Below are 23,042 nucleotides of genomic sequence, written 5' to 3' on the forward strand. Positions count from 1 at the left end.
TATAAAGGGGGATATCATGGCTGGATTTATCATCGGGATGATAGTGACGCTATTTGCGGCTTTTTTCATTATAAAAAACTATCAGCCGCAAACCGTTCTGCTTTTGGCGGGATTAAGTCTGTTGTTAATTACGGTAATTGTTTTTCCTGAACAATCGATATTGTACGGCAAGGCGAAATCCATTGGCTGGGTTGGCGGCGATATATTTGCGTTTGTCAAAGAGTCTTTAACAACGCAGGTGGCGGGAATTGGTTTGATTATTATGGCGGCGGGCGGGTTTGCCGACTATATGGATCATATCAAAGCCTCTAATTCAATGGTCGATATGTGTATCAAACCCTTGCAGATGATAAAGGCTCCCTACGTCATCCTCGCAATCGGGTACATCTTATCCCAATTACTTCATGTCGCGATATCCAGTGCGGCGGGGCTTGCCATGCTGCTGCTGGTCACTTTTTTCCCGGTGCTGGTGCGATTAGGGGTCAGTAAGGCGGCCGCGGCGTCAATGATTGGCATGTCCGCGTTTATGGATCTCGGCCCGGCGGTGGGGACGGCCAATCTGGCGGCAAAGCACGCCGGTATGGAAACCGCGGTGTATTTTGCCCATTATCAGCTGCCGGTGGCTATCGGCGTTATGCTGACCGTCGCGATACTGACGTTTTTCACCGCGCGTTATTTTGATGCGAAAGACGGGCACGTGGTGGTTCAGGAATATCACGAGGAGACAAAAAATGAAGACGCGGCCAGGGTTCCGGCGTTTTACGCTTTTCTGCCGGTATTTCCGGTTGTGCTGGTTATTGTCTTCAGCCCGCTGGTGGTCAGTACCATAAAGGTTGACGTCGTCACCGCGATGATAATCGGCACCCTGCTGGCGTTTTGTTGCGAACTCTTATTGAAGCGGGATTTCAAAGCGGCGTGTAAAGGCATTCAGGTCTTTTTCAAAGGCATGGGGTCGATGTTTGCCAGCATCGTATCCCTGCTGGTGTGTGCCGATGTTTTTGCACAGGGTTTACAAATTATCGGCGCGGTGGATTTTATTATCCATACGGTGCAGACCGCGGGATTCGGTTTTGGCAGTATGACCGTGGTCATGGCGATTTTGGTCGGCGTCACGGCCGCCCTGACGGGATCTGGCGTCGCTGCATTTTTCTCCTTTTCAGGTCTTGCGCCCGGCATCGCCGCCAAATTCGGTGAAAACGCGGTAAATATGATTCTGCCGATGCAACTGATGGCCGGAATGGGGCGGTCCATCTCGCCCGTTGCCGGGGTGATTATTGCCGTCAGTAAAGCCGGGGAATGTTCTCCGTTTATGATTGTCCGCAGAACGCTTATTCCCGCGCTTGGCGGCATGGTAATGATGTTAACGCTTAATGGTCTTCTTACATGAAAATTAGATCCGGCTGGATTATCTTGCTGACCCTGACGATGCATGCCGCTTACGGCGTGGAACTACCGGTGGAAAGCGGCAGTTTCAGCGTTGAAAACCCACAGAATGGAAAAAAAATGGAGGTGTTTAGCTATCAGCCTGAAGGCGCAGATAAAAATACGCCGGTGGTATTTGTCCTCACCGGCTTAAATCGTAATGCCGCCGAATATCGCGATTCTTGGATTGAGAACGCCAGAAAAAATAAGTTGATTATTATCGCGCCACTGTTCTCAGCCGCCGATTATCCCGGGGTTGACGGCTACAATATGGGGAATATGCAAAATAAACAGACGAATACCCTCAATCCCAGGGAAACGTGGGCGTTCAGCGTTATTGACCGGCTGTTTGCCGATATGCAAAAACAGGGAATTACCCAACAGAAAACCTATTACCTGTTCGGTAACAGCGCGGGCTGCCAGTTTGTCCATCGGATGCTGACGTTTGTGCCGGAGGCGAAAGTAAAAGCCGCAATTTGCGCCGCCGCGGGCTGGTGGACCCTGCCTGACGTTGAAAATCCCTGGCCCTACGGTTTAGATCACGCGCCGGTTAAGGTGACGCAGAAACAGCTGGCGGACTATTTTGCCAAACCGGTATTGATCACGGTAGGCGCGAAGGATAACGACCCGTATCATCCATTGCTGCGGCGCTCTTATCAGGCGATGGCGCAGGGCGATAACCGGCTTGAGCGGGCGCAAACCTATTATCTCACGGCCCGGCAGAAGGCTACACGCTATAAAGTCGATTTTAACTGGCAATTTACTGTGCTGCCGGATGTCGGCCACAGCGGAAGCGAGATGTCGGCCTACGGCGCTGAACAGTTTGCCTGGTTTGAACGGCATGGCGAGTTCAAGGTGCGGCCATAGCGGAATTATTAGAAACTATCTGTGCGCCGCCCCGCCGATGGCAGGGCGGCGTATTTTTCTGCCGCGCCGAATAGGGATATCGGCAAAGCCGGGTCGGGAGACATTAAAAAACGGTGATTGTGGTATCCGCGATCGCTTCCGCAAAGGTTTTGCCGAATAGGCCCGCGGGAGTCTGAAAACCGGGTCGAACATCTCCGTTCTGAACCCGTCGCGCCGCTTCAGCCGCCGCCATTGCCGTGAAAGTATAGCCATTCACGGTATCAAGGATTGCCTGAGACTGCGCGCCATCTTCGGCGGTGACCGTGACGGAAGCCTGATAACGATGTCGCTTTCTCTCTGCCTCGTCCGGCCCTTCGGGCATCGTGGATATCTCTCCGGCAGGAAAGGTATTACCGGAAATATGCACGAAGGTTTCAATATCCGGGGCTGCCGTCTGGCGCCAGAGGGTGATGAGGTCCGGCAGCGTGACAGGAAAACAGGACACCGCGCCCTGGCCAAAATTAAAGCTGCGGCACTCGTCAGGTTTGCGGGCGACAAGATGACCGCCGTAACGCTTTAGCGTTTCCTGGCTGATGCTTCCCGCCGCGCTTAATGCGGAGCCGCGTGACATCATCCCCGACACATGCAGGGCGATAAGAATTTGTGCGGGCACGGCGATCCTTTCGACGGCATACGCCGTGAGGCAGCCCAGCATGGCGACGCTGCCGCCGCAGCCGGGCAGCAACATTACGCCGGTTTCACTGGCTTTCTGCGCCACCTGCTCTGCAAGCAGGTAGCTATCGGGCTCGGCCGCGGTGTCCAGGTAGTGAACGCCGTTACGCAGCGCGGCCGTCATCAACGGGCGCGCGGTAGCAAGAAAGGGGCCTGCGCAGTTCAACAGGACGGAAACGTCCGTCAGGGCGCGGTCGATGGCGTCGCTGTTATCCAGGTCAAATATCCTGAACGGCATGGCATATTGCGCCGCGAGGGGCGCCACCTTCGCTTCATTGCGCCCGGCGATGATCGCATTCAGCCCCATGGGCGCCAGGCAGGACGTTATCAGCCGCCCGGTGTAACCGCTGGCGCCATAAATCATTAATTTTTTCATCGGTGCTGCCAGCGCTTATAGACAAATTCAAGGCTGTATCCGTCCGGGTCGGTAACCTGTGCGGCGTAATACTCAGGGTCATAATGAAGCTGTGGACCGGGAACATGAATGGACGTGGCGCCGGCGGCGAGCGCGGCGTGATAAGCCTGGTTTACCTTCTGCCGAGCGTCCGCCGCGAACCCGATATGTACGGCACCGGGAGCAGGCAGCCCTTTTCTCAGCCAGAAAAACATCCTCCCATCGGCGCCGAAGCCCTCCAGATCCGGATGTCCGGCGGGGCCATTGCCGCCGTCGTATTTAAGACGGTCGGTAATCCCAAGCGGAGTCAGCGCCTGAGAATAGAATGCAATGGCGCGATCGATATCGCTCACCGTCAGAAAGATATGGTCAAGCATGGTGGTTCCTCTTTTCAGATCCTGTAACCGCCTGCGGTAATCGGAACGCTACGCATACGGAGTTCCAGGATTGGCTGGGCAGACCTAAAGGATAGGCACTGCCGTTTGCCGCGTCTCATGCGATCCTCTTCGAAAGTTGCCTGATTCTGCTTTTCTCTTGTTAGCCTCTGCCGGCCATGCTAATAATCGGCCATGGAAAATCAGCTGCAAGAATTGCGCGTTCTGGCTTCCGGAGCCGGGAATCAGCGTACTGAAACGGGTATCCCGCGCGTGGCGATGGTTCAGGGAGAAATTCCTGAACATCGGCTGTCCGCCGTTTATGAACCGATGATTAACCTGATCCTGACCGGATCGAAAAGCATGACGGTGGGAGACAGAACATACCGCTACAACCCGGCGACCTATTTCGTCATGTCGGTGGATTTACCGGCGGTCGGTAAAATTTACGCCGATGCGCAGACCGGCGCCCCCTATCTTGCCGTCAGCCTGACGCCGGCGCCGGAAATTATCGCCGACCTGCTGTCCGGCTTGCCTGAAACCGGTTCCCCGTCACTTTACAACGTCGGGTTTTCCGTGGCCCCGGTAACGCCGGAATTGCTTGATGCCTGGCTGCGCATGTTGCGTTTGATGAATAAGCCGGATGAAATCGCCGCGCTGGCTCCCGCCTATGAACGGGAAATCCTGTTCCGCGTCCTTCAGGGGCCGCTCGGCTGGATGCTGCGGGATATCGCCACGCCGGACACCCATTTGTCGCGCATTTACGCCGTGGTCAACTGGATAAAACAGAACTATATGCAGACGGTGAGGATTGAGGAACTGGCAGAGATGGCCGCGCTGAGCGTCTCGGCGTTTCATCGCCACTTTCGCGCCATTACCGCGCTCAGCCCGCTGCAGTATCAGAAACGCATCCGCTTGATGCAGGCGCGGACGAAACTGGCGGCCGGGAGCGGAAATATCACCACCATCGCCCTGTCCGTCGGCTATCAAAGCCATACCCAGTTCAGCCGGGAATATGCGCGACTGTTTGGCCTGCCTCCGTCAGTGGATCTCCGTCGTATTAAACGCAGCAGAGGAAACAATCAGCTTGCCCCGCCTCACAAAGACCCTGAATAAGACGCGCCGGTAGACGCGAATTCGGCATCCAACGCGCGCCCCGTCGCCCTGGCTTTCCTGCTCGACAAAAGCACCGTCGGCCGTATCGGCGTACCGGAGGATATTGCGCGGACGGTGGCGTTCATTGCCAGCGATGCCGCCGGCTATATCAATGGCGTCGAACTGTTCGTCGACGGCGGTGCGTCGCAGATCTGAAATTCAACCAGAAAGCCACTTCATGGTGACCCTACAACGGACGCCACCTGTTTCGCCGCGGTAAGTTTGTGGTAAGTCGGTAAGCCATAACATGAATTCCTGATTTACCACGAATGTTAAGGAATCACTGTGAAACATGCTTTCAGACACCTTTGTCCCCGGGGCGTCTTCCTCGTCCTGGCTTTTTGCCATTCAGCTTTATTGCATGCCGCGACTGAACCTGTTTCCGGACGTGCGGCCAGTGAGTCAGGTTTTAGCTGGTTGAGCGATACGCCCAACGTGACAAAGTGGGGACTCGGCGGCGGAGTCAGTTACCAAAAGCCGCCCTACAAAGGGTACGGCTCGGAGGTGAGTCTCTTTCCCCTGGTCTATTTTGAAAATAAATGGCTAAGTTTGTACGGCAATAATCTCGACGTTAAAGTAGGCAATTGGGGTAACGTAGAGCTGGCGTTGCATGGCGAGTATGCGTTGGGTGAGGGGTATGAAGAGTCTGATGCCGACATCCTGGACGGCATGCAGAAACGGCGCGGTGGATTTTGGGGCGGTCCTTCCGCGGCATGGCGCACGGATCTCGGCACCCTGTATGCCAATTATCTGACGGCCGGCAATAAAGGGCAGAGAGCATTGATCGGTTTCACTAAACAATTCGATTACGGCAAGGTAACGCTGGCTCCCTATGCCAGAGCGGCATGGCTTAACGGCAAATATGTTGAATACTACTATGGAGTAAGGGATGCGGAAGCCCGGCCGGGCCGGCGCGCCTATGAGGGGGAATCAACATACAATCTGTCCGCCGGGGTACGCATCGGTTATGCCCTCACTGAACATCAACGTTTACACCTGGATGCCGGGGTGACGCGTTTAGGAAGCGGGATTAAAGACAGTCCGTTGGTGGATAGTTCCACAGTTCCAAAGATTACATTGGGTTACCTCTATCAATTTTGAATTGGGTAAATCTATGCCACGCGTTGCGCTGATTGAGGATAACCGCCGTCTCGCTGAAATGATCGGGTCGGCCTTATCAAAAGTGGGAATAGAAACGGACATTTTCGCTTCCCTGTCACAGGCAAAATATGGCCTGGTACAGGCCAGCTATGACGTGCTGATTATCGATCGGGGTTTGCCTGATGGCGACGGTTTGACTTTTCTAAGAAATTATCGTGCTTCGGGGCACATGACCCCTTGCCTTATGGTGACCGCGCGCGATGCGTTGCACGATCGCATCGACGGTCTGGAAAGCGGCGCCGACGACTATGTGACTAAACCGTTTGCCGTAAGTGAGCTGGTGGCGCGAGTCCGTTCTCTGATGCGGCGTCCAACTGAAACGACCCCATTGACGTTGGCTTTCGCCAATATGACCCTTGATCCGCAGGACCAGATGCTGCGCTGTGATAATGAAGCGGTGTTGTTGGCGCCGACGGAATTGCAAATCATGCTGGCTTTATTAAAGGCAAGAGGACAAATTGTACGCCATGCCGCGCTGGAGCACGCCGCGTGGGGCGTGGCGGATGCGGTGACGCCGAATGCCCTGGAAGTGGCGGTTTACCGATTGCGTAAGAAAATGGACGGCGCCGGCATTATGGCGAAAATAGTGAATATCCGCGGAGTCGGTTTTGCCCTGCGTAGTCTGATCTGAATCTCTGAGATAGGGGAGCGAAAACCGTCTTGAAACGCCGCTGAATGTGCCAATCCTCGCGCAACAATCCGGCCAATGATTATGGAACAGGAAATGATGGCGCGTAGGGCACCTAAAAAAATCTTCAACGACTTTACCCGCAGCCTGTCCTTCAGGCTATGGCTGGTCAGTATTGTGGTTTTGTCGGTCAGCCTGGTCGCTATCACCATGATCGTTCTGTACGTATTCAGTCAATCGCCACTTGAACTGTGGCAAATGGACGACAATCAGCGGACCGCTGAGAGCGTCGTTTCCGGGCTGCAATTTGATCAAAGCGGGCAGCCGGCGGCGGTAAAATTGGATAGCCGGACGGACTGGTTATTTGATGTCGCCCCGACGGAGATAATGTATCGCGTAGTGGATGAACGCGAAAATATACTCCTCGCTTCCAACGCAGAACAGGTTCTCGCCTGGGGTAATAAATCACTGAGTGATTCGGTGGGCGTTCACCAGCAGATCATGCTCAACCATCAGTTTTATGATCTTTTTACGCTGAAGTTAAGCCGCGGTGATCGTTTATTCTATGTTCAAACCGTAACCAGCAACGCCTTCGGTGAAGTGGCGGTGGATCTTAAACTGAAGCCTATTCCGAAAATCATCGGGGTGACTATTTTGATCGCTGTTATCGGTTTTGGGCTAACGTTCCCATTTACCATAAGGTGGGTACTTCGACCGCTGAAAAGCGCTTCGCAGGCGGCGATGTCAATCACCCCCGCTAACCTGCGGACACGGTTAGACGGCAAAGCTATACCAAACGAAATCAAACCATTAATCGTTGCATTCAATGACGTGCTCGAACGATTAGAGAAAGGATTTATCGCGCAGCAGGAATTTTTAGGGGCCGCGGCGCATGAGTTGAAGACGCCTCTCACTCTGCTGCGCGCGCAAATAGAACTCCATCCGGATATTAACGATAAGGTGCTGTTGTTGCGTGATATTGACTTTATGGCAAGACAGGTAAGGCAACTTTTGCAACTGGCGGAATTGAGCGAATCGCAAAATTATCATTTTACCAGGACCGACAGGCTCGCGGTCATTCAGGAAGCGATCGACTATCTGCGTCAGAAAGCAGAGCGCCGCAAGGTTGAATTAACCGTCCGTGCGGCAGAGCCCTTGTCCAGGGTTGATGCGGATAAAAGCGCTTTGTTTATTTTATTGAAAAATATCATTGATAACGCCATCAATGTCTCTCCGCCAAACGGCGCCGTTATTATTACCGTGACTGAAAGCGTCTTCCGCATTCAGGATAGCGGACCGGGTATTCGCCCGGACGATTTGCCTTTCCTGTTCGATCGTTTTTGGCGCGGGCCGAATGCCTCGGCTGAAGATAGCGGACTGGGGCTGGCTATCTGCAAAGAAATCGCCAACGCGCATCACTGGAAAATCACGCTACAAAACCTTGCCAGGGGTGTAGAGGTCATCATTCGTTTGCCTCCCCACACTAAGCGAAACTGACTCAGCTCTGAATCTCGCCGGCGTTTTTTCTACCGATCGTCGGGCAACGGCCAATGCTCGATCAAAGTCAGCAGGCCGGGAAAACGTGCTTCGATATCTTCCCGGCGCAACCGGCTACGTCGCTCCAATCCATACTGGCGTTGGCGGATCAAACCCGCTTCGCGCAGCGTTTTGAAATGATGGGTCAACGTCGATTTTGGGCGATTGAAACCGAACCAGCCGCAGGGATGGTCATAGGCGTCCGACTCCAGCATCAGTTTGTGGATGATGGTCAGGCGTAACGGATCGGCCAGTGCGGCAAACAGCGTTTCCAGCTTTAAATCCTTGGTTGCGGGTTCCGGCAACGGCGGCGGCAGATCGTTTGGTTGGTCTATTTTCATCATGACACGATAGGGTTGGTGAATAAGTAAGGTACATCATACCACTTGTACGAATTTTTTCGAACATGCTATATTTCGAAAAAACTCGTACAGGATAAGGCTATGTCTTTTTCTCCTATTTTAGTCGTCATCGCTCAGCGCGATCTGGCCCCCTCAGCGGTGAATTCCGCCGGGGCAACGGTCAGGGAGTCTGTATTCGCTCCCCGGCATCTTGGTCATTTCATACCACGGCAAGGAGGCAAGCAATGACGGCTCGTACCTCGCCGGCGCTGATGGCGAGCGCCGCATGGGTGGTCACGGCGGTATTTATATTGTCGAACTCGCCCACGCCGCTTTATGTGCACTGGCAGCAATCGCTCAATTTTTCTACCGGCACGCTGGCGGTGATATTCGCTTGCTACATTGCCGGCCTGCTGGGCACCTTGCTGATAGCGGGGCAGCTATCCGATCGCTACGGGCGAAAAATGATGCTGATCCCCGGTTTGCTGGCTGCGCTGATAGCCTGCGCCCTGTTCTCCGTCGCGCAGTCGGTGACGTTTTTGGCAATAGCCCGTTTATTGTCCGGGGTTGCCGTCGGAACGGTGGTATCGGCGGGAATGGCGGCGGTCGGGGAGCTGGGAGGCGTTGAGCGCAGACGGCAGGCCGCGTTGCTGGCGTCGGTATCGATGGTGCTGGGCGCAGGTCTGGGTCCGCTGCTGGCCGGAACGATAGCGCAATGGCAAACGTCGTCCATTATGCCGATTTTTGGCGTGGAGTTCGTCATTCTGCTCAGTGCGCTAATCATCCTGTTTTTACTGCCGCTGCGTGCCGCGCCGCCCCAGGAGAGGAAACCCTTACGGCTGCGCCTGCCGACGGTTCCCGCTGATAATCGGCGCCATCTGCTCTACGGCGTCGGCACCTTCGGTCCGGGAATTACCGCGACATCCTTTATGCTGGCGCTGGGGCCGTCATTGTTATCCCGCTTGCTGGATGTCAGCAGCCCGATGGTCGCGGGGGGCATGGCCTGCGCCATGTTTCTCACGGCGACGGGGGTACAGTTTATGGTGCGCCAATGGAAGGTACGGTCGATTTTTCTGGCGAGCACGCTGGCGACGATAGCCGCCATGGCGAGCCTGACCCTCGCCGTGCAGGCTTCGCTTGCCGCTGTGCTGATACTGGCCGCGCTGTTCGCGGGAGTAGGGCAGGGATTAGGGCAGTTGGGCGGGCTAACGTTAATCGGACTGTACGTCGCTGATGGGCGTCGCGCTGAAGCGAATGCGGTGCTGAATATCGGCGGATACCTGCCGGCTTGTCTGCTGCCCGTCGCCGCCGGCTACGCCATCGACCTGTTCGGATTGACCAACGGCGCGGCTCTGTTCGCGCTAATCCTGAGTCTGGCCGCCGGCGTCGGCGGTTTCTTTATCTTTAACAGTCTTGGAGACGTACGCCTTTTGGCGCAAAGTAGCGATGACCGATCCTGATTACTGGTGGGTGATGGCGTTTCGCTGATGGCTCTTCTGACACTGCTGGCGTAGCGCCATGGCGGTTTCCTCCAACTGCCGTCGCAGCCACTGTATCGCCGGATCGGCCACGCTGCGCGCCGGCCAGGCGAAGGCCACGTCGAAGGGCGTCGCGCCGAGGGGGGCGTCGGGCTTATTATTACCGAAGGCGCCTTTATCGATCATCCGGGCGCCAACGCTTTCCCGCACGGACCGGATTTTTTCGGTCATTCCGCTCTGGCAGGCTGGCGTCGCGTGGTCGAGGGCGTGCATGGCGCGGGCGGCCGTATTATTCCGCAGCTCTGGCATTGCGGGTCGGCGCGTCGGCCAGGTATGCCGCATGATCCGGGCGTTCCGGGCTACGGACCGGTGGATATTCGCGACGAGGACGGACGGCTGCTGGTAAAGGCGATGACCGAAGAGGAGATCGCGGCCGTGGCGGCTTCCTACGCTTGGGCGGCCGGACAGGCGGAGGCGTTGGGGTTTAACGGGGTGGAAATCCATGCCGCCCATGAGTTCCTGCTCGATACCTTTCTATGGGCGGGCAGCAATACGCGGGACGATGCCTATGGCGGTTCTCTGGAGAACCGCTTGCGTTTCACTTTGCAGGTGGTTCAGGCGGTGCGGCGGGCGGTCAGCGCGGATTTTCCCGTCTTGCTGCGTTTTTCGCAGTTCAAGCGCCGCGACTACCAGGCGAGGATCGCCGAAACGCCCGAGGAACTGGGGCGCATTCTAAGGCCGCTCGCCGCCGCCGGCGTCGATGTTTTTCATGCCAGCACGCGGCGTTTCCGGGAACCGGCTTTCGCCGGCTCGCCGCTGGGGCTGGCCGGCTGGGCGCAAAAACTCACCGGTAAGCCGGCGATTGCCGTGGGCAGCGTCGGATTGCAGGCTGATATCGGCGATGACGTCGGCGCGTCGTCGTCAACGCCGGCGGATTTGCAAGGCGTGGTCGAGCGGATAAAGGCGGGCGATTTCGACCTGATCGCCGTTGGGCGGGCCTTATTATCCGATCCCGACTGGGCGGCCAAGGTGCGGCAAGGGCGTTTCAGCGAACTGAGGGGCTATGATGCCGCGGTTCTCGATCGGGCGTTGTTCTGAAGAGCGCCACCGGCAATGCGGCAGTTGCGCTGTTTGCTTGCCGCGGAGCAGGCCGGTAAATAAATCCTCATGATACAACTTGGCTGAATGGCGGCGAAATGTCTTAAAGCCCTTAATAAGATTAGGTGAAAAAGGTATTTCCCACCTCGGTTGCCTCTCGATTATTGTCAGTGCATCCATTGGCTTCCATACGAGCAGGCATATGAGAAACTTCACCCCTATCAGATTGATCAAGCATTTCATTTTGCTGATAACAGGTGCGTCACTATTGTTGTCGGCTTCTCTGACATGGGCCGAAGGCCGGATTCGTATTGCTTATCAATTTGGCATTAATGAACTGATGCTGCATGTCGCTAAGGATCAACGGCTGATAGAGAAGCGTGGCGAGGCGCAAGGTTTGAAAATCGACGTCGAGTGGGTGCAGCTTGCCGGCGGGGCCGCGGTCAATAATGCCTTGTTGTCCGGTGCCGTTGACGTGGGATCGGTAGGGTTGGCGCCGATGTTTACCATGTGGGATAGAACATATGGTAAACAGGGCGTTAAGGCGATAGCCGCGCTTGGTTCGATGCCAAATACTCTTTTAACGAACAATCCACAGATAAAAAGCCTGTCCGATTTCAGCGATAAAGACCGGGTAGCCGTCCCTGCGGTATTCGTGTCCCAGCAGTCTCGCACGCTGCAATACGCCGCGGCGCAATTGTACGGGGATAAGGAGTTTAAACGATTCGATCATTTAACCGTATCCTTACCGCATCCGGATGCTTCCGCCGCGCTGATAGCCGGCGGTTCGGAGATCAGCGCGCATTTCGCTAACGCGCCCTTTCAGAACGAAGCGCTGAAATACCCAAATGTTCATAAGGTTGTTGATTCATATGAGATATTTGGCGGTCCGCAGACCGGCATCGTAGTAATGAGCACGCAGAAATTTCATGATGAAAATCCTAAAACCTATATGGCTTTTCTGCATGCGCTGGAGGATGCGGCGGCGATTATCAACGCCGATCGTAAAGCGGCCGCGGCGGCCTATCTGCGCGGTACCGGTTCCCGCCTGTCTCTCGCGCTGGTTGAGGACGTGGTTGAAGATCCCAGCGTGACTTTTACCGTGGTGCCAGAAAACTCGTTGAAGCTGTTGCAGTTTTTACACCGGGTAGGGCAGATAAAACATAAGCCTGAATCCTGGCGTGATTACTTTTTTCCTGAAATCCACGACAGAAACGGTAGCTGATTATCGATTTAAGTGTTAACGCCATTTGTACCATATCGCCGTTTTGTCGCCACACAATGATGAAGAGATTCGCCGCTATGCCATTCCAGGGAAATACCTGTCCGATGTATGAGCAAATCGCCGCCGTGTTGCAACGCGAAATTGCCGATGGCTGCTATAGCGCGACAGGGCGTCTCCCTTCGGAGGCAAAACTGATTGACCGTTTTGCCGTCAGCCGGGTAACCATTCGCCAGGCGCTGGATCTGCTGGTGCAGGACGGGCTGGTGGAAAGGCACCGGGGCCGTGGTTCGTTCCTTGTTCGGCCGCGGTTGCGTCATAAGATGAATGCGTTACGGGGTTTTTACGATGAGCTGGTGCTGGCGGGTGTCGATCCTGAAACGGAAATGCTGGAGTTCGGGCCCCGAATATTGCCGCGGGCCTGGGTTAAAGACCTCGACTGGCCGGGCGATCGGGCGATTTTCCTGCAACGGTTGTACCGCGTTGATGATAAGCCTCTGGCATTGATCAATGCTTATCTGCATCCCATTGCCCATGTTGTCGAACGCCAACAGGCGTCAACCCATACTATTTATTCGATATTCACGGAAATTCTGCATCAACCCATTGAGTATGCCGACATCAGCATCAGCCTGACGCAGGCCAGTCATGCGCACGCGACGCTGCTGGAATTGAAGCCAGGCACGCCCTTGCTATCGATGTATCGCACCTCCGGCCTGGCCGATAACCGCATCGCTGAACGTACCCAGTTTCTTATCCGTCCGGAAGAGTACGAGTTTGTGTGGCAGGTCAGCGGGATGACCGCCTCAACGATGCGGTTGGCACGGATTCGGCAACGTTGAAAATCGCTATTGATATTACACAGGGAGAAGCTCGTTATGGAATTAACCCTTGATGAACAGGCCATGCTGAATGGTGAAAGAGGCCCGGTTTTGCAGGATGCGCTGAAGTTGCAGCGGGCGATTGGCGAGTTCTGGGGCGCGCGGCGTTTTGTCGCCGTGTCGAATGTACATATGATGGGTGATATCGAAGTGCTGGGCGATGCCGGGAAAAACTTTCTGGAACTGGCGGCGGCGGGCGCGGCAAAAGCCATCTGTCCGACATCCACCAATGCCCGTTGCGTGGATTTCCGTTTGGCCGATCGGCTGCGTCAGGATCCGCGTGAAGTCGCCAAAGAGACGCAGGTGATCCGCCTGCTGCGAGATATGGAAATCACAACCGTCGATACCTGTATCAATTATCAAACGATATATCAGCCTCATTTCGGGGAACATATCGCCTGGGGCGATACCGGCACCGTGATTTACGCCAACTCGGTGCTTGGCGCCCGCAGTAATTTTGAGGCCGGGCCCGCCGCTCTGGCGGCGGCGCTTACCGGACGGACGGCGGAATACGGTTTTCATCTTGATGCGCACCGCAAGGGAAACTTGCATGTGCAGATAGATTTTGCGCCGCAGGACCTGGCCGACTGGGGCGTCATCGGCAAACTGGTGGGTGAAGCGAACCAGAATTATTTCAGCGTTCCGGTCTTCACTGGCATTCAGCGCCAGATTTCATCGGATGAGCTTAAGCATCTGGGGGCGTCGCTGGCGTCGTACGGATCGATGGGCATGTACCACATCGTCGGCGTTACGCCGGAGGCCAGAACCGTTGATGAAGCATTTGGCGGCAACCGGACGGCGCAGACGATGCGCATCACCCGCCAGCACATCGAGCGAGTCTACGACAGCTATGACGACGGCGGTCGGGCGCTGAATCTGGTGGTTTTTTCCGCTCCGCAGTTGTCTGTGCACGAGATGAAATATCTGGCTGAATTATTTCGCGGCCGACGGGTAAGGGCGGACACCCAGGTGTTTATTACCACCAGCAACGGCGTCAGAAGCCATGCGGACCAACTAGGCTATCTGCAAACGCTGGAAGAGGCCGGCGTGCTGATTATGGAGGGCGTATGCTTTTATATTCTGCAAAATCTGCCGCAAATGCGTGAACAAAACGGCTGGCACAATATTGTCACCAACTCGGCCAAGCTGGCCAATATCATCAGGGCACATAAGTTTAATTCCATTTTGCGCCGCACCAGGGAGTGCGTCGATATTGCCACCGAGGGCGTTTGAGATGAAGCGGGTGAACGTAATTAGCGTTAATCGCGCCTATGGACGGGTTGTTGAGGGTGAAGTACTGATTTCCGCAGAGGGGTTTAGTCCGCGTTACGACTTGGATCGCTGGAGCGGAGTGATAAGCCGGCCGGGACATGCGCTTGAAGGAATGAACATCCGTGACAAGATCCTCTTTTTCCCCAGCGCCAAGGGCGGCATTGCCGCAGGGTGGGCATTTTATGACATCAAGGCAAAGGGATTTGCGCCCAGAGCGTTGATCTTTGGCGTCACCAATCCGGTAATGGTGCAGGGTGCGATCTTTGCCGATATCACCATTACCGAAGGGTGGGATATTAATCCCGCCGCCGTGCTGACGACGGGGGACTGGGTCCGCGTCGATCCGCAAAGGCGCGCCATTACCGTTATCAACAACCGCCGGTAACGCTTTCCATTTCGTAGATTGTGATCTCTGACAACGGCACAGTTTGATGTGGGGTTGTGGCTATGCGTGCACGATCGCTGTTTTTTCGCCAACGACATGCCAGGCCGCGGCCATTGCCGACAGCGACGCGGCAATGCGGGTTATCAAATAGGGGGGCGGGTTATTTGGTGATAAAATCGCTCACTGAAACTGGCTGATACCGGGGCAAGGCATGGATTACAAGAAACAGGTACTGAATATACTGCACAGCACATCCGAGTCCCGGGCGGAAATGACTAAAAAGCTTGGCATCACCAAGGCGTATATCACGAAAATCACCGCCTCTTTGATTCAATCGGGTTTAATTGAAGAACGTGAAATAAAGGATATTTCCTTTGGCAGGCCGCAGCAAATGCTGGCCGTCACGCCCGGCCGCTTCTTCAGCGTCAATATGATGCTGCGTCAGTCGGGATTGCAGGCCACGCTAAACGACTTTAATACCACCCGGCCGGCCCTGGCAGCCTGCACTCGCCCATTGACGGGATTGCTCTCGCCCGCTCAATTGGGCGACATCATCATGGAGACGATCGATACGCTGACGGAACAAGCGCCGGCGACGCGTGAAAATATTTTGACCTTCAGCCTGGCATTGCAAGGCGGTATTGAGCAACACACGGGGCTGGTGCGCTGGTGCCCGATATTTAACGAGGAAAATATTAATCTGCAAGCGCTGCTCGAAGAGAAGATCGGCATTCAGACCAATATTATCAATATCGCGCACTGTACAAGCTACATGCTCGAAAAGACCCGTCCCGGATCGGCGTCATGGATTGCCTTTATGCCGGGGTTCGGCAGCCTGGGATACGGCTACTGCATTAATGGCCGGCTGGGGCTGGGCGATAACGGATTTTATCCCGAGATCGTGCACTTACCCTATCCGGGGGGCATCGAGCAGGCGTTTTTCGTCGATGAGCGCAATAGAGCAGCGACCCTGATGAAAACGGCGGATGCGTTATATTTCGCCATCTGCTGTACCGCGCCCATCCATAATATCAAGTGCGTAATCGTTACCGGCGAACTCTTCGAAGACTACGGCGAAGAGATTATTCCGTTAACGCAACGGCTGATTATCGATAACCCGAACCGCCATATAAACATCATCCGTATTCATCATATCAAGGCCGGCTACAACTACGGCATGGTCGGCCTGGTGCAGATAAGCTCGGACGCCATAACCGACAGGATTATCACCTGACGCACCGATAAGGATGCCGGCTTTTTTATCATGCGCTTCGTGGAATGATGAGGTCGCAACGTTTATCCGTCTATCCCGCTTGCTGGCTGCCAGGTATCATTTTCGCCAAAAAACCTGCATTTGGTAGCAAAATTGAGGGTGAGATAGCGTTTTAGTTACTTAAGTGGTATCGTTTTCAAGTTGTTTTGTTGTTTTAGTATCATATTCGCGGTCTGGATAAAGGATTCTTGTTATATGCAGGTTGGCTTCAAGGTGTTAGAACGTCTTTACGGCGTCGAGCTGGCACAGCCGCTGCGCGTCGAGTCGACGATTGGGGCGGTGCGCGTGCGCCGCGACGAAGGCGGTCGCGTAGAGAACCAGTATCCGGCCAGTTACAGGCCGGCGGATGACTTTGCGGGGCATTTCGAGTTCGGGCTCAAGTACGAAGAGATCCACTTAGAGTTCTTTGCTCGCCTGTTTGCGGTCGTCGGCCCTGATCCTGTCGCGGGCTGGTGCCGACGCGAGCCTTTCGGCCAGTACGCACGCCGTGCCGGTTTCCTGTACGAGTGGCTGACGGGAGAACGGCTGGACGTGCCCGACCTGACCAACGGCAGGTATGTCGATGCCATCTCCTCGCAGGACTATCTCACCCGGGGCGAACCGCTGCGCGAGCGCCGCTGGCGGATCAATAATAATCTGCCGGGAACCGCCGCTTTCTGCCCCCTGGTTCGTCGCACCGCCGTGGTTCAGGAGGCGCTGCGTTTTGATTTTGCCGCGGCGCTGGCCGAACTCGATCGAACGTTTGGCGCCGACGTGCTGATGCGCACGGCTAGCTGGCTGACGTTCAAGGAGTCCCGCGCGAGCTTCCTGATCGAAAAAGAGGCCGACCAAACCGACCGCATCCAGCGGTTTGCGCATGTCATTGCCCAGTACAGCGGACGTATTGAAGACCCGTTGGGCAGCAATAGCCTGCGGATCTTGCAAGCCGGCATTCTGGGACGGGATGCCCTGGGATTGGGCCTGCGGCGCTCGCCTGTCTTCGTGGGGCAGGCCACCATGCGTGAAGATATTGTACATTACATCGCTCCTCACTTTGAGGACGTCGCGCGTATGCTGGAAGGGCTCAAGGTATTTGAGGTCGCGACGCGCGGAGCAGAGTCTGCGGCACGCGCTGCGGTATTGGCTTTTGCTTTTGTCTACATTCATCCGATGAGTGATGGCAACGGCCGGCTCCACCGTTTCCTGATCAACGACATCCTGGTGCGAGATGGGGCGGTACCTGACGGCGTCATTCTGCCGGTGTCGGCCACCATCACCAGTTCTATCGACTTTCGGGCGGGCTACGATCGCACGCTTGAAGTGTTTTCGCGTCCCTTTATGCGTCGCTATGCGACGGCTTATCGCTTCGGAGAGGTAGTGACCTGTGAGGATGGCACCCGCAGCAATTTCATTTTCGACGATTATAACGACGCGTGTTTCGCCTGGCGTTATCCGGATCTGACCGAGCACGTGCTGTACACCGCGCGCGTGATTGAACACACGATCCGCCATGAGATGGCCGATGAGGCAAGGGTGTTGGCGACTTTTCAACTCGCGCAAGAGCGTCTCAAGGAAGTCATGGAGATGCCAAGTCAGGATGCTAACCGGATCATTCGCTCAATCAAGGAAAATGGCTGGCAGGTGTCCGGCAAGCTGAGGACCGAGTATCCGCGCCTGGAGGATGAACGTACGGCGCTTCGCGTCGTGGAGGCCGTGCAATCGGCGTTTGAGGATAGTGATGACTCCGGGTCCATCGGGCATTGAGCGCAGGGCGCGCTTCGCCAACGCCATGCGCCATTGCGGCGGCCATCAGGATAACGGGCCGTGCGGGAAGCCCGGCATAAAAAATCGCCGGGAGCGATTTTAAACGTCGCCTGCGACGGCCCGTAGGGGGCCGAGCGGGAAGCCCGGCATAAAAAATCGCCGGGAGCGATTTTAAACGTCGCCTGCGACGGCCCGTAGGGGGCCGAGCGGGAAGCCCGGCATAAAAAATCGCCGGGAGCGATTTTAAACGTCGCCTGCGACGGCCCGTAGGGGGCAGAGCGGGAAGCCCGGCATAAAAAATCGCCGGGAGCGATTTTAAACGTCGCCTGCGACGGCCCGTAGGGGGCCGGGCAGGAAGCCCGGCATAAAAAAGGAGTCTCCTTTATGCGTTACAGCGAGTCTGGCAATCACCATCCACATGTTCCGCCAAAGCGGCGCAGACCGAGCTGGAGGAAGCTGCTGGCGATCGTTCTGCTGGCGCCGATAGCCGCGGTTATCTATGTGATCTATCGGCTGGCGATGAACCCGGTACTGGGCGGCAGGCCCGACGGTGAACGTCTGGCGCGTATGCGGCAATCGCCGCAGTGGCGCGATGGTCGGTTTGTGAACCCGCAGCCGCAGTGGGCGGACTTTCGCAGCGCCTGGAAGCGCCTTTTGTTCGGCAAGACGAATCCCCACGGCAAGCCCGACGCGCCGGTTCCCACGGTGCGCACCGATGTCGCCATGCTGGCGACGGCGCCGGCTTCCGGACTGCGCGTGACCTGGTTCGGCCACTCTTCCGCGTTGATCGAGATCGACGGCAGCAGGGTACTTATTGATCCGCTGTGGAGCGATCGCGCCTCGCCGTTATCGTGGTTCGGGGCGAAGCGCTGGTATCCGCCGCTGGCGGAGCTGGAGTCATTGCGGGAGATCGTCGATGTGGTGGTGATTTCCCACGAACATTTCGACCACCTGGACTACGCCGCCATCCATGCCATGCGCGCCTGGAGCACGCCATTCGTCGTCCCGCTCGGCGTGGGCGCTCATCTCTTGCGCTGGGGCATTCCTGAAGCGCGCATTCGCGAAGCGGACTGGTGGGAGTCGGTATCCATTGGCGGTCTGGACGTCGTCGCCACGCCCGCCCGGCATTCGTCGGGGCGCTTTTCTTTCGGGCCGCGGCCCTTATGGGCGGGGTTCGCCCTGATTGGCGCCCGGCATCGCGTCTGGTATTCAGGCGATACCGGCTTTCATACCACGCTCAGCGACATCGGCGAGCGGCTGGGGCCGTTTGATCTCACCCTTATTGATGCCGGTCAGTACGACGCCTACTGGCCGGATGCGCACCAGGGACCGGAACTGGCGGTGGAGGCTCACCGGCGCGTGCGCGGCAAGGCCATGCTGCCGGTGCACTGGGCCTTGATCAAGCTGGCGGAGCATACCTGGACCGAGCCGGTCGAGCGGGTGCTTGCCGCCGCCCGCGGCCATGGGATTAGGGTGCTGACGCCCCGGCCCGGTGAAAGCATTGAACCCGCTAATGCCGCGTCGGTCCGTTGGTGGCCTGACCTTCCGTGGCATACCGCGGACGAAGCCCCCCTCTACGGCACCGAGGCGGGCGAGGCATCCAACCGCATCCGCCTCGACGCCTGCGCGGACGATGGTCGCGAATAGAGATGTTATTTGGGGGGGAATCACCGGTCGGGTTCACTCCACCCGTACATCAAAGCCGGGGAAGTATTGTTTGGCCAGCTTCTCGACGGTGCCGTCTTCTTTCACCTGTTTGATGGCGTTATCCAGCGCCTCTTTCAGCTTGGCGTCGTCTTTGCGCAGACCGAAACCGATGCCGCTGCCGAGAATGGTGGTGTCGTCGACCGGTTGGCCGATAAAGGCGAAGCCTTTACCCTCCGGGCGGTCGAGAAAACCGGTTTGACCGGCCGCCGCCATCACCAGCGTGCCGTCCAGACGACCGGCCGCCAGATCGTCATAGGCCAGATTCTGATCTTTGTAAGAGGTCACCGTGACGCCCTGTTTCTCCCAGTGCTCTTTGGCATAGATTTCCTGAATGGAACCCTGAAGCACGCCGATGGTTTTGCCCTTCAGCGCTTCCGCCGTCGGCGCCAGTCCGGCCTCCGGTTTGCCCAGCAGTTGGGTGGGAATGCGGTAAATCGGGGTGGTGAAATCAATGGCTTCTTTACGCTTTTCGGTGATGTTCATCGCCGAGTTGATGGCGTCGAATTTTTTGGCTTTCAGCGCCGGAATCAGCGAGTCAAATGAGGTTTCGACCCAGGAGCATTTGAAGTTGCCGGCTTTACAGATGGCATGGCCCAGATCGATATCGAACCCTTCCAGCTGGCCCTGCGCATTTTTACTTTCAAACGGCGGGTATTCGGCTTCCACGCCGAAACGCAGTTCGGTCTGCGCCATGGCAAAGGAGGAAGAGAGTAAACCGAGCGATACCAGCAGCATGTTTAATTTTTTCATATCGGGAACGATCTCCGCTAATTCGATGAGTAGTGATTAAAAATAGTGTCCCACAGCGTAAACATACCGCGTTAACGCCTGTTGCCCGCCACCTGGCACAGCGCTTTCGCCCCTGCCAGCAATGTCGCATCATCCTTGGAAAAAGAAAGACGAATCAGTTTGTTGTCGGTGCCATCGGTATAAAACGCCGACAGCGGAATGGTCGCGACGCCCTGTTCCACGATCAGCCGTTTCACCATTTCGCTGTCGCTTTCATCGCTGAAATGCCGGTAATCGGCCAGAATAAAGAAAGAGCCGGCGGAAGGTAACAGTTTGAACGGGCCGTCGCGCAGCGCATCGACCAGCAGATCGCGTTTCTGCTGATAGAAGGCGCCGAGCGACAGGTAGGTCGCCGGGTCGGCCATATATTCCGCAAAGGCGTACTGCATCGGCGTGTCGGCGGAGAACATCATGAACTGATGCACCTTGAGGATTTCATTCATCAGCGCGGCGGGGGCCAGACAGTAACCCACGCGCCAGCCGGTCACGTGAAAGGTTTTGCCGAATGACGAGACAATCACGCTGCGCGCCGCCAGCGTCTGGTGCGTCGCCATGCTGTGGTGGCGCTGATTGTCAAACACCACGTGCTCATACACTTCATCGGACAGGATCACGATGTCGGTGTTGCGCGTCAGGCGGTCCAGCTGCGCCAGATCGTCGGCGTTCAGCACCTGTCCGCTCGGGTTGTGCGGCGTGTTGATGATGATCATCCGGGTACGGGCGTTGATGGCGGCCTGTACCTCGTCCCAGTCGATGCTGAAGGCCGGAACGGACAGTTTTAGCGCCACCGGTTTGGCGCCCTGTAGCCGGACGATCGGGGCATAGCTGTCAAATGCGGGTTCAAAATAGATGACTTCATCGCCCGGATGCACCAGCGCCGAAATGGCGGAATAGAGCGCTTCGCTGGCGCTGGCGGTGATGGTGACCTCCTGGCCGGCGTCGTAGCGCTGGCCGTACAGGCGTTTGACCTTCTCCGCGACCACCTCTTTGAGCGACACCAGCCCGGTCATTGGGGCGTACTGGTTATGGCCCTGTTCCATGGCGCGGGTTACTCCGGCGATAAGTTCGGGCGCACAGGGAAAGCTGGGCGCGCCCTGCGACAGGTTGATGGCGTTGTGCTGGCTGGAGAGCTGACTGATAACGGTGAAAATGGTGGTACCCACATCCGGTAATTTTGAGCTGAATTGCACCGGGGTTTGAATCGGCATATCTATCTCCGTTTTCGCCGTAATAAGTGAATAATTATTCATTTATTAGACGTTGCGGCGGCTGGCGCCACAATCGAATTGTTGTCATAATAGCCATGAGTAAAATTCATGGCTGAGGGCGTTATTTCCCGCTATTCTGGCATAAATCTCAGCGGGAGCGACGGGTTGGCTACTGATTGCCAGTAATCCGCAGCCGCGTTTTTCCTGGCGGCCGCTAACATATTTATGTAGTCGATTTTCTTATGGCTCGTTGCTTGAGGGCAGGTTCCGATAATGAATAAACGTATTCCCCCCTTGAATGCCCTGCACGCCTTTGTGGTGACGGCTCGCCATCTCAATTTTACCCGCGCCGCGGAGGAGCTGTTCGTCACCCAGGGCGCGGTCAGCCGCCAGATCGCCACGCTGGAAGCCTGGCTGGGCGTGATGCTGTTTCAACGCCACGCGCGCGGTCTGCGATTGACGCCGCAGGGCAGCCGGCTGCTGCCGGAAATTAGCGAGATATTCGAGCAATTATTCAGCGTGACCGGCAAAATCCGCGAGCGCGGCGCCATTCGGATGAAAGCCCCCACCTGCGCCATGCGCTGGCTGCTGCCTCATCTGATGAGAATGGAACAGGCGCGGCCGGATATTCACGTATCGCTCACCACCACCACCGAACACGACGTCGATTTTCGCGCGGAAGACTATGATGCGGCCGTGGTGTTCGCGCCGGACGGCGCGCCGCGGCGGCACGGCGTCAAGCTGTTTGACGAGGTGCTGTCGCCGGTGGCGGCACCGCATCTGCTGCCGGCCGGGCACGGCGGACTGACGGCGGAGCAGCTGACGTCGTTCACGCTGTTGCATCCCACGCAGGATCGACGGGACTGGAAACTCTGGCTGAAAGTCCAGGGTATGGATGAGCGGGTTATGCGTCGCAATCAGCAGTTCGATACCATGGATCTGGCCATCAGCGCCGCGATCCAGGGCTTCGGGGTGGCGATGGCGGACGTCACGCTGGTGGTGGAAGATATCCGGCGACAGCGCCTGGTAAGGCCTTTCCACGAAACGGTAAAAACCGGCGCCGCTTATTATCTGGTGCATCGTCCTGATGTGCAGGCGCAATGGCTGACCGATTTTCTGGCCTGTTTCACGCACTGTATTGAAACAAATTGTTGAATCTTTATCGCCGGTCGGCCGGTGTTGCGTTACAACCAGCACGGGAATGGTTTTCTCTCGGGGGGTAAAACGGGGAAATTATCCCTCTCCTTGCCAGTTGAACATATGCTGTTATTTGATGGGGCAGGCATGGGATACATGGGATATAAAAATATTCGTGTACGAGCTATTTTCCCCTCTTGCTGCAACCAAAAAGCTATCGGGTATGTATCGCAGACAAATTTTATTTCTCTATAAGCATT

Annotated in this window: 21 protein-coding genes and 1 pseudogene; 17 read left to right on the forward strand and 5 right to left on the reverse strand. The window is 56.3% G+C overall.

Annotated elements, in window-relative coordinates; translation table 11 throughout:
- Positions 1-16 precede the first annotated feature (16 nt).
- On the forward strand, positions 17-1,387 hold the full coding sequence (gene dcuC, locus DDT56_RS02310) for a C4-dicarboxylate transporter DcuC (protein ID WP_136164906.1): 1,371 nt from the start codon (positions 17-19) through the stop codon (positions 1,385-1,387).
- A complete protein-coding gene (locus tag DDT56_RS24720; protein WP_136164907.1) occupies positions 1,384-2,289 on the forward strand; it encodes a hypothetical protein in 906 nt (301 codons plus the stop codon). Before dcuC ends, DDT56_RS24720 begins: the two co-directional genes overlap by 4 nt.
- A 103-nt stretch (positions 2,290-2,392) precedes the next feature.
- On the opposite strand, the gene DDT56_RS02320 is transcribed toward DDT56_RS24720, so the two are convergent.
- Both DDT56_RS02320 and DDT56_RS02325 read right to left on the reverse strand, forming a co-directional pair.
- A complete protein-coding gene (locus tag DDT56_RS02320; protein WP_136164908.1) occupies positions 2,393-3,376 on the reverse strand; it encodes a saccharopine dehydrogenase family protein in 984 nt (327 codons plus the stop codon).
- On the reverse strand, positions 3,373-3,771 hold the full coding sequence (locus DDT56_RS02325; protein WP_136164909.1) for a VOC family protein: 399 nt from the start codon (positions 3,769-3,771) through the stop codon (positions 3,373-3,375). Before DDT56_RS02325 ends, DDT56_RS02320 begins: the two co-directional genes overlap by 4 nt.
- Positions 3,772-3,963: 192 nt before the next feature.
- Here DDT56_RS02325 and DDT56_RS02330 point away from each other — a divergent pair, with 192 nt between their 5' ends.
- From DDT56_RS02330 to DDT56_RS02350, 5 genes and pseudogenes are all read left to right on the forward strand, one after another.
- On the forward strand, positions 3,964-4,884 hold the full coding sequence (locus DDT56_RS02330) for an AraC family transcriptional regulator (RefSeq protein ID WP_136164910.1): 921 nt from the start codon (positions 3,964-3,966) through the stop codon (positions 4,882-4,884).
- 33 nt (positions 4,885-4,917) lie between these two features.
- Positions 4,918-5,079, forward strand: a pseudogene (locus DDT56_RS02335) (SDR family oxidoreductase); the annotation flags it as partial.
- A gap of 129 nt (positions 5,080-5,208) precedes the next feature.
- Positions 5,209-6,024 carry a MipA/OmpV family protein gene (locus tag DDT56_RS02340; RefSeq protein ID WP_168197557.1) on the forward strand — a complete coding sequence of 272 codons (816 nt, stop codon included), beginning with the start codon at positions 5,209-5,211 and terminating at the stop codon, positions 6,022-6,024.
- Positions 6,025-6,037: 13 nt separating this feature from the next.
- A complete protein-coding gene (locus tag DDT56_RS02345) occupies positions 6,038-6,715 on the forward strand; it encodes a response regulator transcription factor (RefSeq protein WP_136164912.1) in 678 nt (225 codons plus the stop codon).
- 81 nt (positions 6,716-6,796) lie between these two features.
- Entirely contained in the window at positions 6,797-8,209 is a 1,413-nt protein-coding gene (locus DDT56_RS02350) for a sensor histidine kinase (protein WP_246856703.1), read from the forward strand.
- 29 nt (positions 8,210-8,238) lie between these two features.
- Here DDT56_RS02350 and DDT56_RS02355 read toward each other — a convergent pair whose 3' ends face one another.
- Positions 8,239-8,589, reverse strand: a complete 351-nt coding sequence (locus DDT56_RS02355) for an ArsR/SmtB family transcription factor (protein WP_210416958.1) — start codon at positions 8,587-8,589, stop codon at positions 8,239-8,241.
- A 245-nt stretch (positions 8,590-8,834) separates the two neighbouring features.
- Here DDT56_RS02355 and DDT56_RS02360 point away from each other — a divergent pair, with 245 nt between their 5' ends.
- The 9 genes from DDT56_RS02360 to DDT56_RS02400 all read left to right on the forward strand — a co-directional run bounded on the left by DDT56_RS02360 (position 8,835) and on the right by DDT56_RS02400 (position 19,588).
- A complete protein-coding gene (locus tag DDT56_RS02360) occupies positions 8,835-10,049 on the forward strand; it encodes an MFS transporter (RefSeq protein WP_210416959.1) in 1,215 nt (404 codons plus the stop codon).
- A gap of 195 nt (positions 10,050-10,244) precedes the next feature.
- Positions 10,245-11,165: an oxidoreductase gene (locus DDT56_RS02365; RefSeq protein ID WP_246856714.1), complete on the forward strand. Its 921-nt coding sequence runs from the start codon at positions 10,245-10,247 to the stop codon at positions 11,163-11,165.
- A 202-nt stretch (positions 11,166-11,367) separates the two neighbouring features.
- Entirely contained in the window at positions 11,368-12,390 is a 1,023-nt protein-coding gene (locus DDT56_RS02370; RefSeq protein ID WP_136165117.1) for an ABC transporter substrate-binding protein, read from the forward strand.
- A gap of 77 nt (positions 12,391-12,467) precedes the next feature.
- A complete protein-coding gene (locus DDT56_RS02375) occupies positions 12,468-13,229 on the forward strand; it encodes a GntR family transcriptional regulator (protein WP_168197558.1) in 762 nt (253 codons plus the stop codon).
- A 36-nt stretch (positions 13,230-13,265) separates the two neighbouring features.
- The gene (locus DDT56_RS02380) at positions 13,266-14,501 is read left to right on the forward strand and encodes an aconitase X (protein ID WP_136164915.1); all 1,236 of its coding nucleotides are present in this window, start codon (positions 13,266-13,268) and stop codon (positions 14,499-14,501) included.
- Position 14,502: 1 nt separating this feature from the next.
- The gene (locus DDT56_RS02385) at positions 14,503-14,925 is read left to right on the forward strand and encodes an aconitase X swivel domain-containing protein (RefSeq protein ID WP_136164916.1); all 423 of its coding nucleotides are present in this window, start codon (positions 14,503-14,505) and stop codon (positions 14,923-14,925) included.
- Between the two features lie 211 nt (positions 14,926-15,136).
- Positions 15,137-16,159 (forward strand): ROK family protein, encoded by a 1,023-nt coding sequence (locus DDT56_RS02390; protein ID WP_136164917.1) that lies wholly within the window; start codon positions 15,137-15,139, stop codon positions 16,157-16,159.
- Positions 16,160-16,393: 234 nt separating this feature from the next.
- Positions 16,394-17,941 (forward strand): Fic family protein, encoded by a 1,548-nt coding sequence (locus DDT56_RS02395; protein ID WP_136164918.1) that lies wholly within the window; start codon positions 16,394-16,396, stop codon positions 17,939-17,941.
- A 384-nt stretch (positions 17,942-18,325) separates the two neighbouring features.
- Positions 18,326-19,588, forward strand: a complete 1,263-nt coding sequence (locus tag DDT56_RS02400; protein ID WP_136164919.1) for an MBL fold metallo-hydrolase — start codon at positions 18,326-18,328, stop codon at positions 19,586-19,588.
- 33 nt (positions 19,589-19,621) lie between these two features.
- Here DDT56_RS02400 and DDT56_RS02405 read toward each other — a convergent pair whose 3' ends face one another.
- Positions 19,622-20,398: a transporter substrate-binding domain-containing protein gene (locus DDT56_RS02405; RefSeq protein WP_136164920.1), complete on the reverse strand. Its 777-nt coding sequence runs from the start codon at positions 20,396-20,398 to the stop codon at positions 19,622-19,624.
- Positions 20,399-20,469: 71 nt separating this feature from the next.
- Positions 20,470-21,645 (reverse strand): pyridoxal phosphate-dependent aminotransferase, encoded by a 1,176-nt coding sequence (locus DDT56_RS02410; RefSeq protein ID WP_136164921.1) that lies wholly within the window; start codon positions 21,643-21,645, stop codon positions 20,470-20,472.
- Positions 21,646-21,918: 273 nt separating this feature from the next.
- Between DDT56_RS02410 and DDT56_RS02415 the strand changes: the two genes are divergently transcribed.
- Positions 21,919-22,800: a LysR substrate-binding domain-containing protein gene (locus DDT56_RS02415; protein ID WP_136164922.1), complete on the forward strand. Its 882-nt coding sequence runs from the start codon at positions 21,919-21,921 to the stop codon at positions 22,798-22,800.
- The last annotated feature ends 242 nt before the right edge of the window (positions 22,801-23,042 follow it).

Source organism: Brenneria corticis (genome assembly GCF_003115855.1).
GTDB classification, from domain to species: domain Bacteria; phylum Pseudomonadota; class Gammaproteobacteria; order Enterobacterales; family Enterobacteriaceae; genus Brenneria; species Brenneria corticis.

What these genes read in the sequence shown, in the direction of transcription:
- dcuC (WP_136164906.1), top strand. Translation starts at nt 17, where the DNA reads ATGGCTGGATTTATCATCGGGATGATAGTGACGCTATTTGCGGCTTTT.
- DDT56_RS24720 (WP_136164907.1), top strand. Translation starts at nt 1,384, where the DNA reads ATGAAAATTAGATCCGGCTGGATTATCTTGCTGACCCTGACGATGCAT.
- DDT56_RS02320 (WP_136164908.1), bottom strand. Translation starts at nt 3,376, where the DNA reads ATGAAAAAATTAATGATTTATGGCGCCAGCGGTTACACCGGGCGGCTG.
- DDT56_RS02325 (WP_136164909.1), bottom strand. Translation starts at nt 3,771, where the DNA reads ATGCTTGACCATATCTTTCTGACGGTGAGCGATATCGATCGCGCCATT.
- DDT56_RS02330 (WP_136164910.1), top strand. Translation starts at nt 3,964, where the DNA reads ATGGAAAATCAGCTGCAAGAATTGCGCGTTCTGGCTTCCGGAGCCGGG.
- DDT56_RS02345 (WP_136164912.1), top strand. Translation starts at nt 6,038, where the DNA reads ATGCCACGCGTTGCGCTGATTGAGGATAACCGCCGTCTCGCTGAAATG.
- DDT56_RS02350 (WP_246856703.1), top strand. Translation starts at nt 6,797, where the DNA reads ATGGAACAGGAAATGATGGCGCGTAGGGCACCTAAAAAAATCTTCAAC.
- DDT56_RS02355 (WP_210416958.1), bottom strand. Translation starts at nt 8,589, where the DNA reads ATGAAAATAGACCAACCAAACGATCTGCCGCCGCCGTTGCCGGAACCC.
- DDT56_RS02360 (WP_210416959.1), top strand. Translation starts at nt 8,835, where the DNA reads ATGACGGCTCGTACCTCGCCGGCGCTGATGGCGAGCGCCGCATGGGTG.
- DDT56_RS02370 (WP_136165117.1), top strand. Translation starts at nt 11,368, where the DNA reads ATGAGAAACTTCACCCCTATCAGATTGATCAAGCATTTCATTTTGCTG.
- DDT56_RS02375 (WP_168197558.1), top strand. Translation starts at nt 12,468, where the DNA reads ATGCCATTCCAGGGAAATACCTGTCCGATGTATGAGCAAATCGCCGCC.
- DDT56_RS02380 (WP_136164915.1), top strand. Translation starts at nt 13,266, where the DNA reads ATGGAATTAACCCTTGATGAACAGGCCATGCTGAATGGTGAAAGAGGC.
- DDT56_RS02385 (WP_136164916.1), top strand. Translation starts at nt 14,503, where the DNA reads ATGAAGCGGGTGAACGTAATTAGCGTTAATCGCGCCTATGGACGGGTT.
- DDT56_RS02390 (WP_136164917.1), top strand. Translation starts at nt 15,137, where the DNA reads ATGGATTACAAGAAACAGGTACTGAATATACTGCACAGCACATCCGAG.
- DDT56_RS02395 (WP_136164918.1), top strand. Translation starts at nt 16,394, where the DNA reads ATGCAGGTTGGCTTCAAGGTGTTAGAACGTCTTTACGGCGTCGAGCTG.
- DDT56_RS02400 (WP_136164919.1), top strand. Translation starts at nt 18,326, where the DNA reads ATGCGTTACAGCGAGTCTGGCAATCACCATCCACATGTTCCGCCAAAG.
- DDT56_RS02405 (WP_136164920.1), bottom strand. Translation starts at nt 20,398, where the DNA reads ATGAAAAAATTAAACATGCTGCTGGTATCGCTCGGTTTACTCTCTTCC.
- DDT56_RS02410 (WP_136164921.1), bottom strand. Translation starts at nt 21,645, where the DNA reads ATGCCGATTCAAACCCCGGTGCAATTCAGCTCAAAATTACCGGATGTG.
- DDT56_RS02415 (WP_136164922.1), top strand. Translation starts at nt 21,919, where the DNA reads ATGAATAAACGTATTCCCCCCTTGAATGCCCTGCACGCCTTTGTGGTG.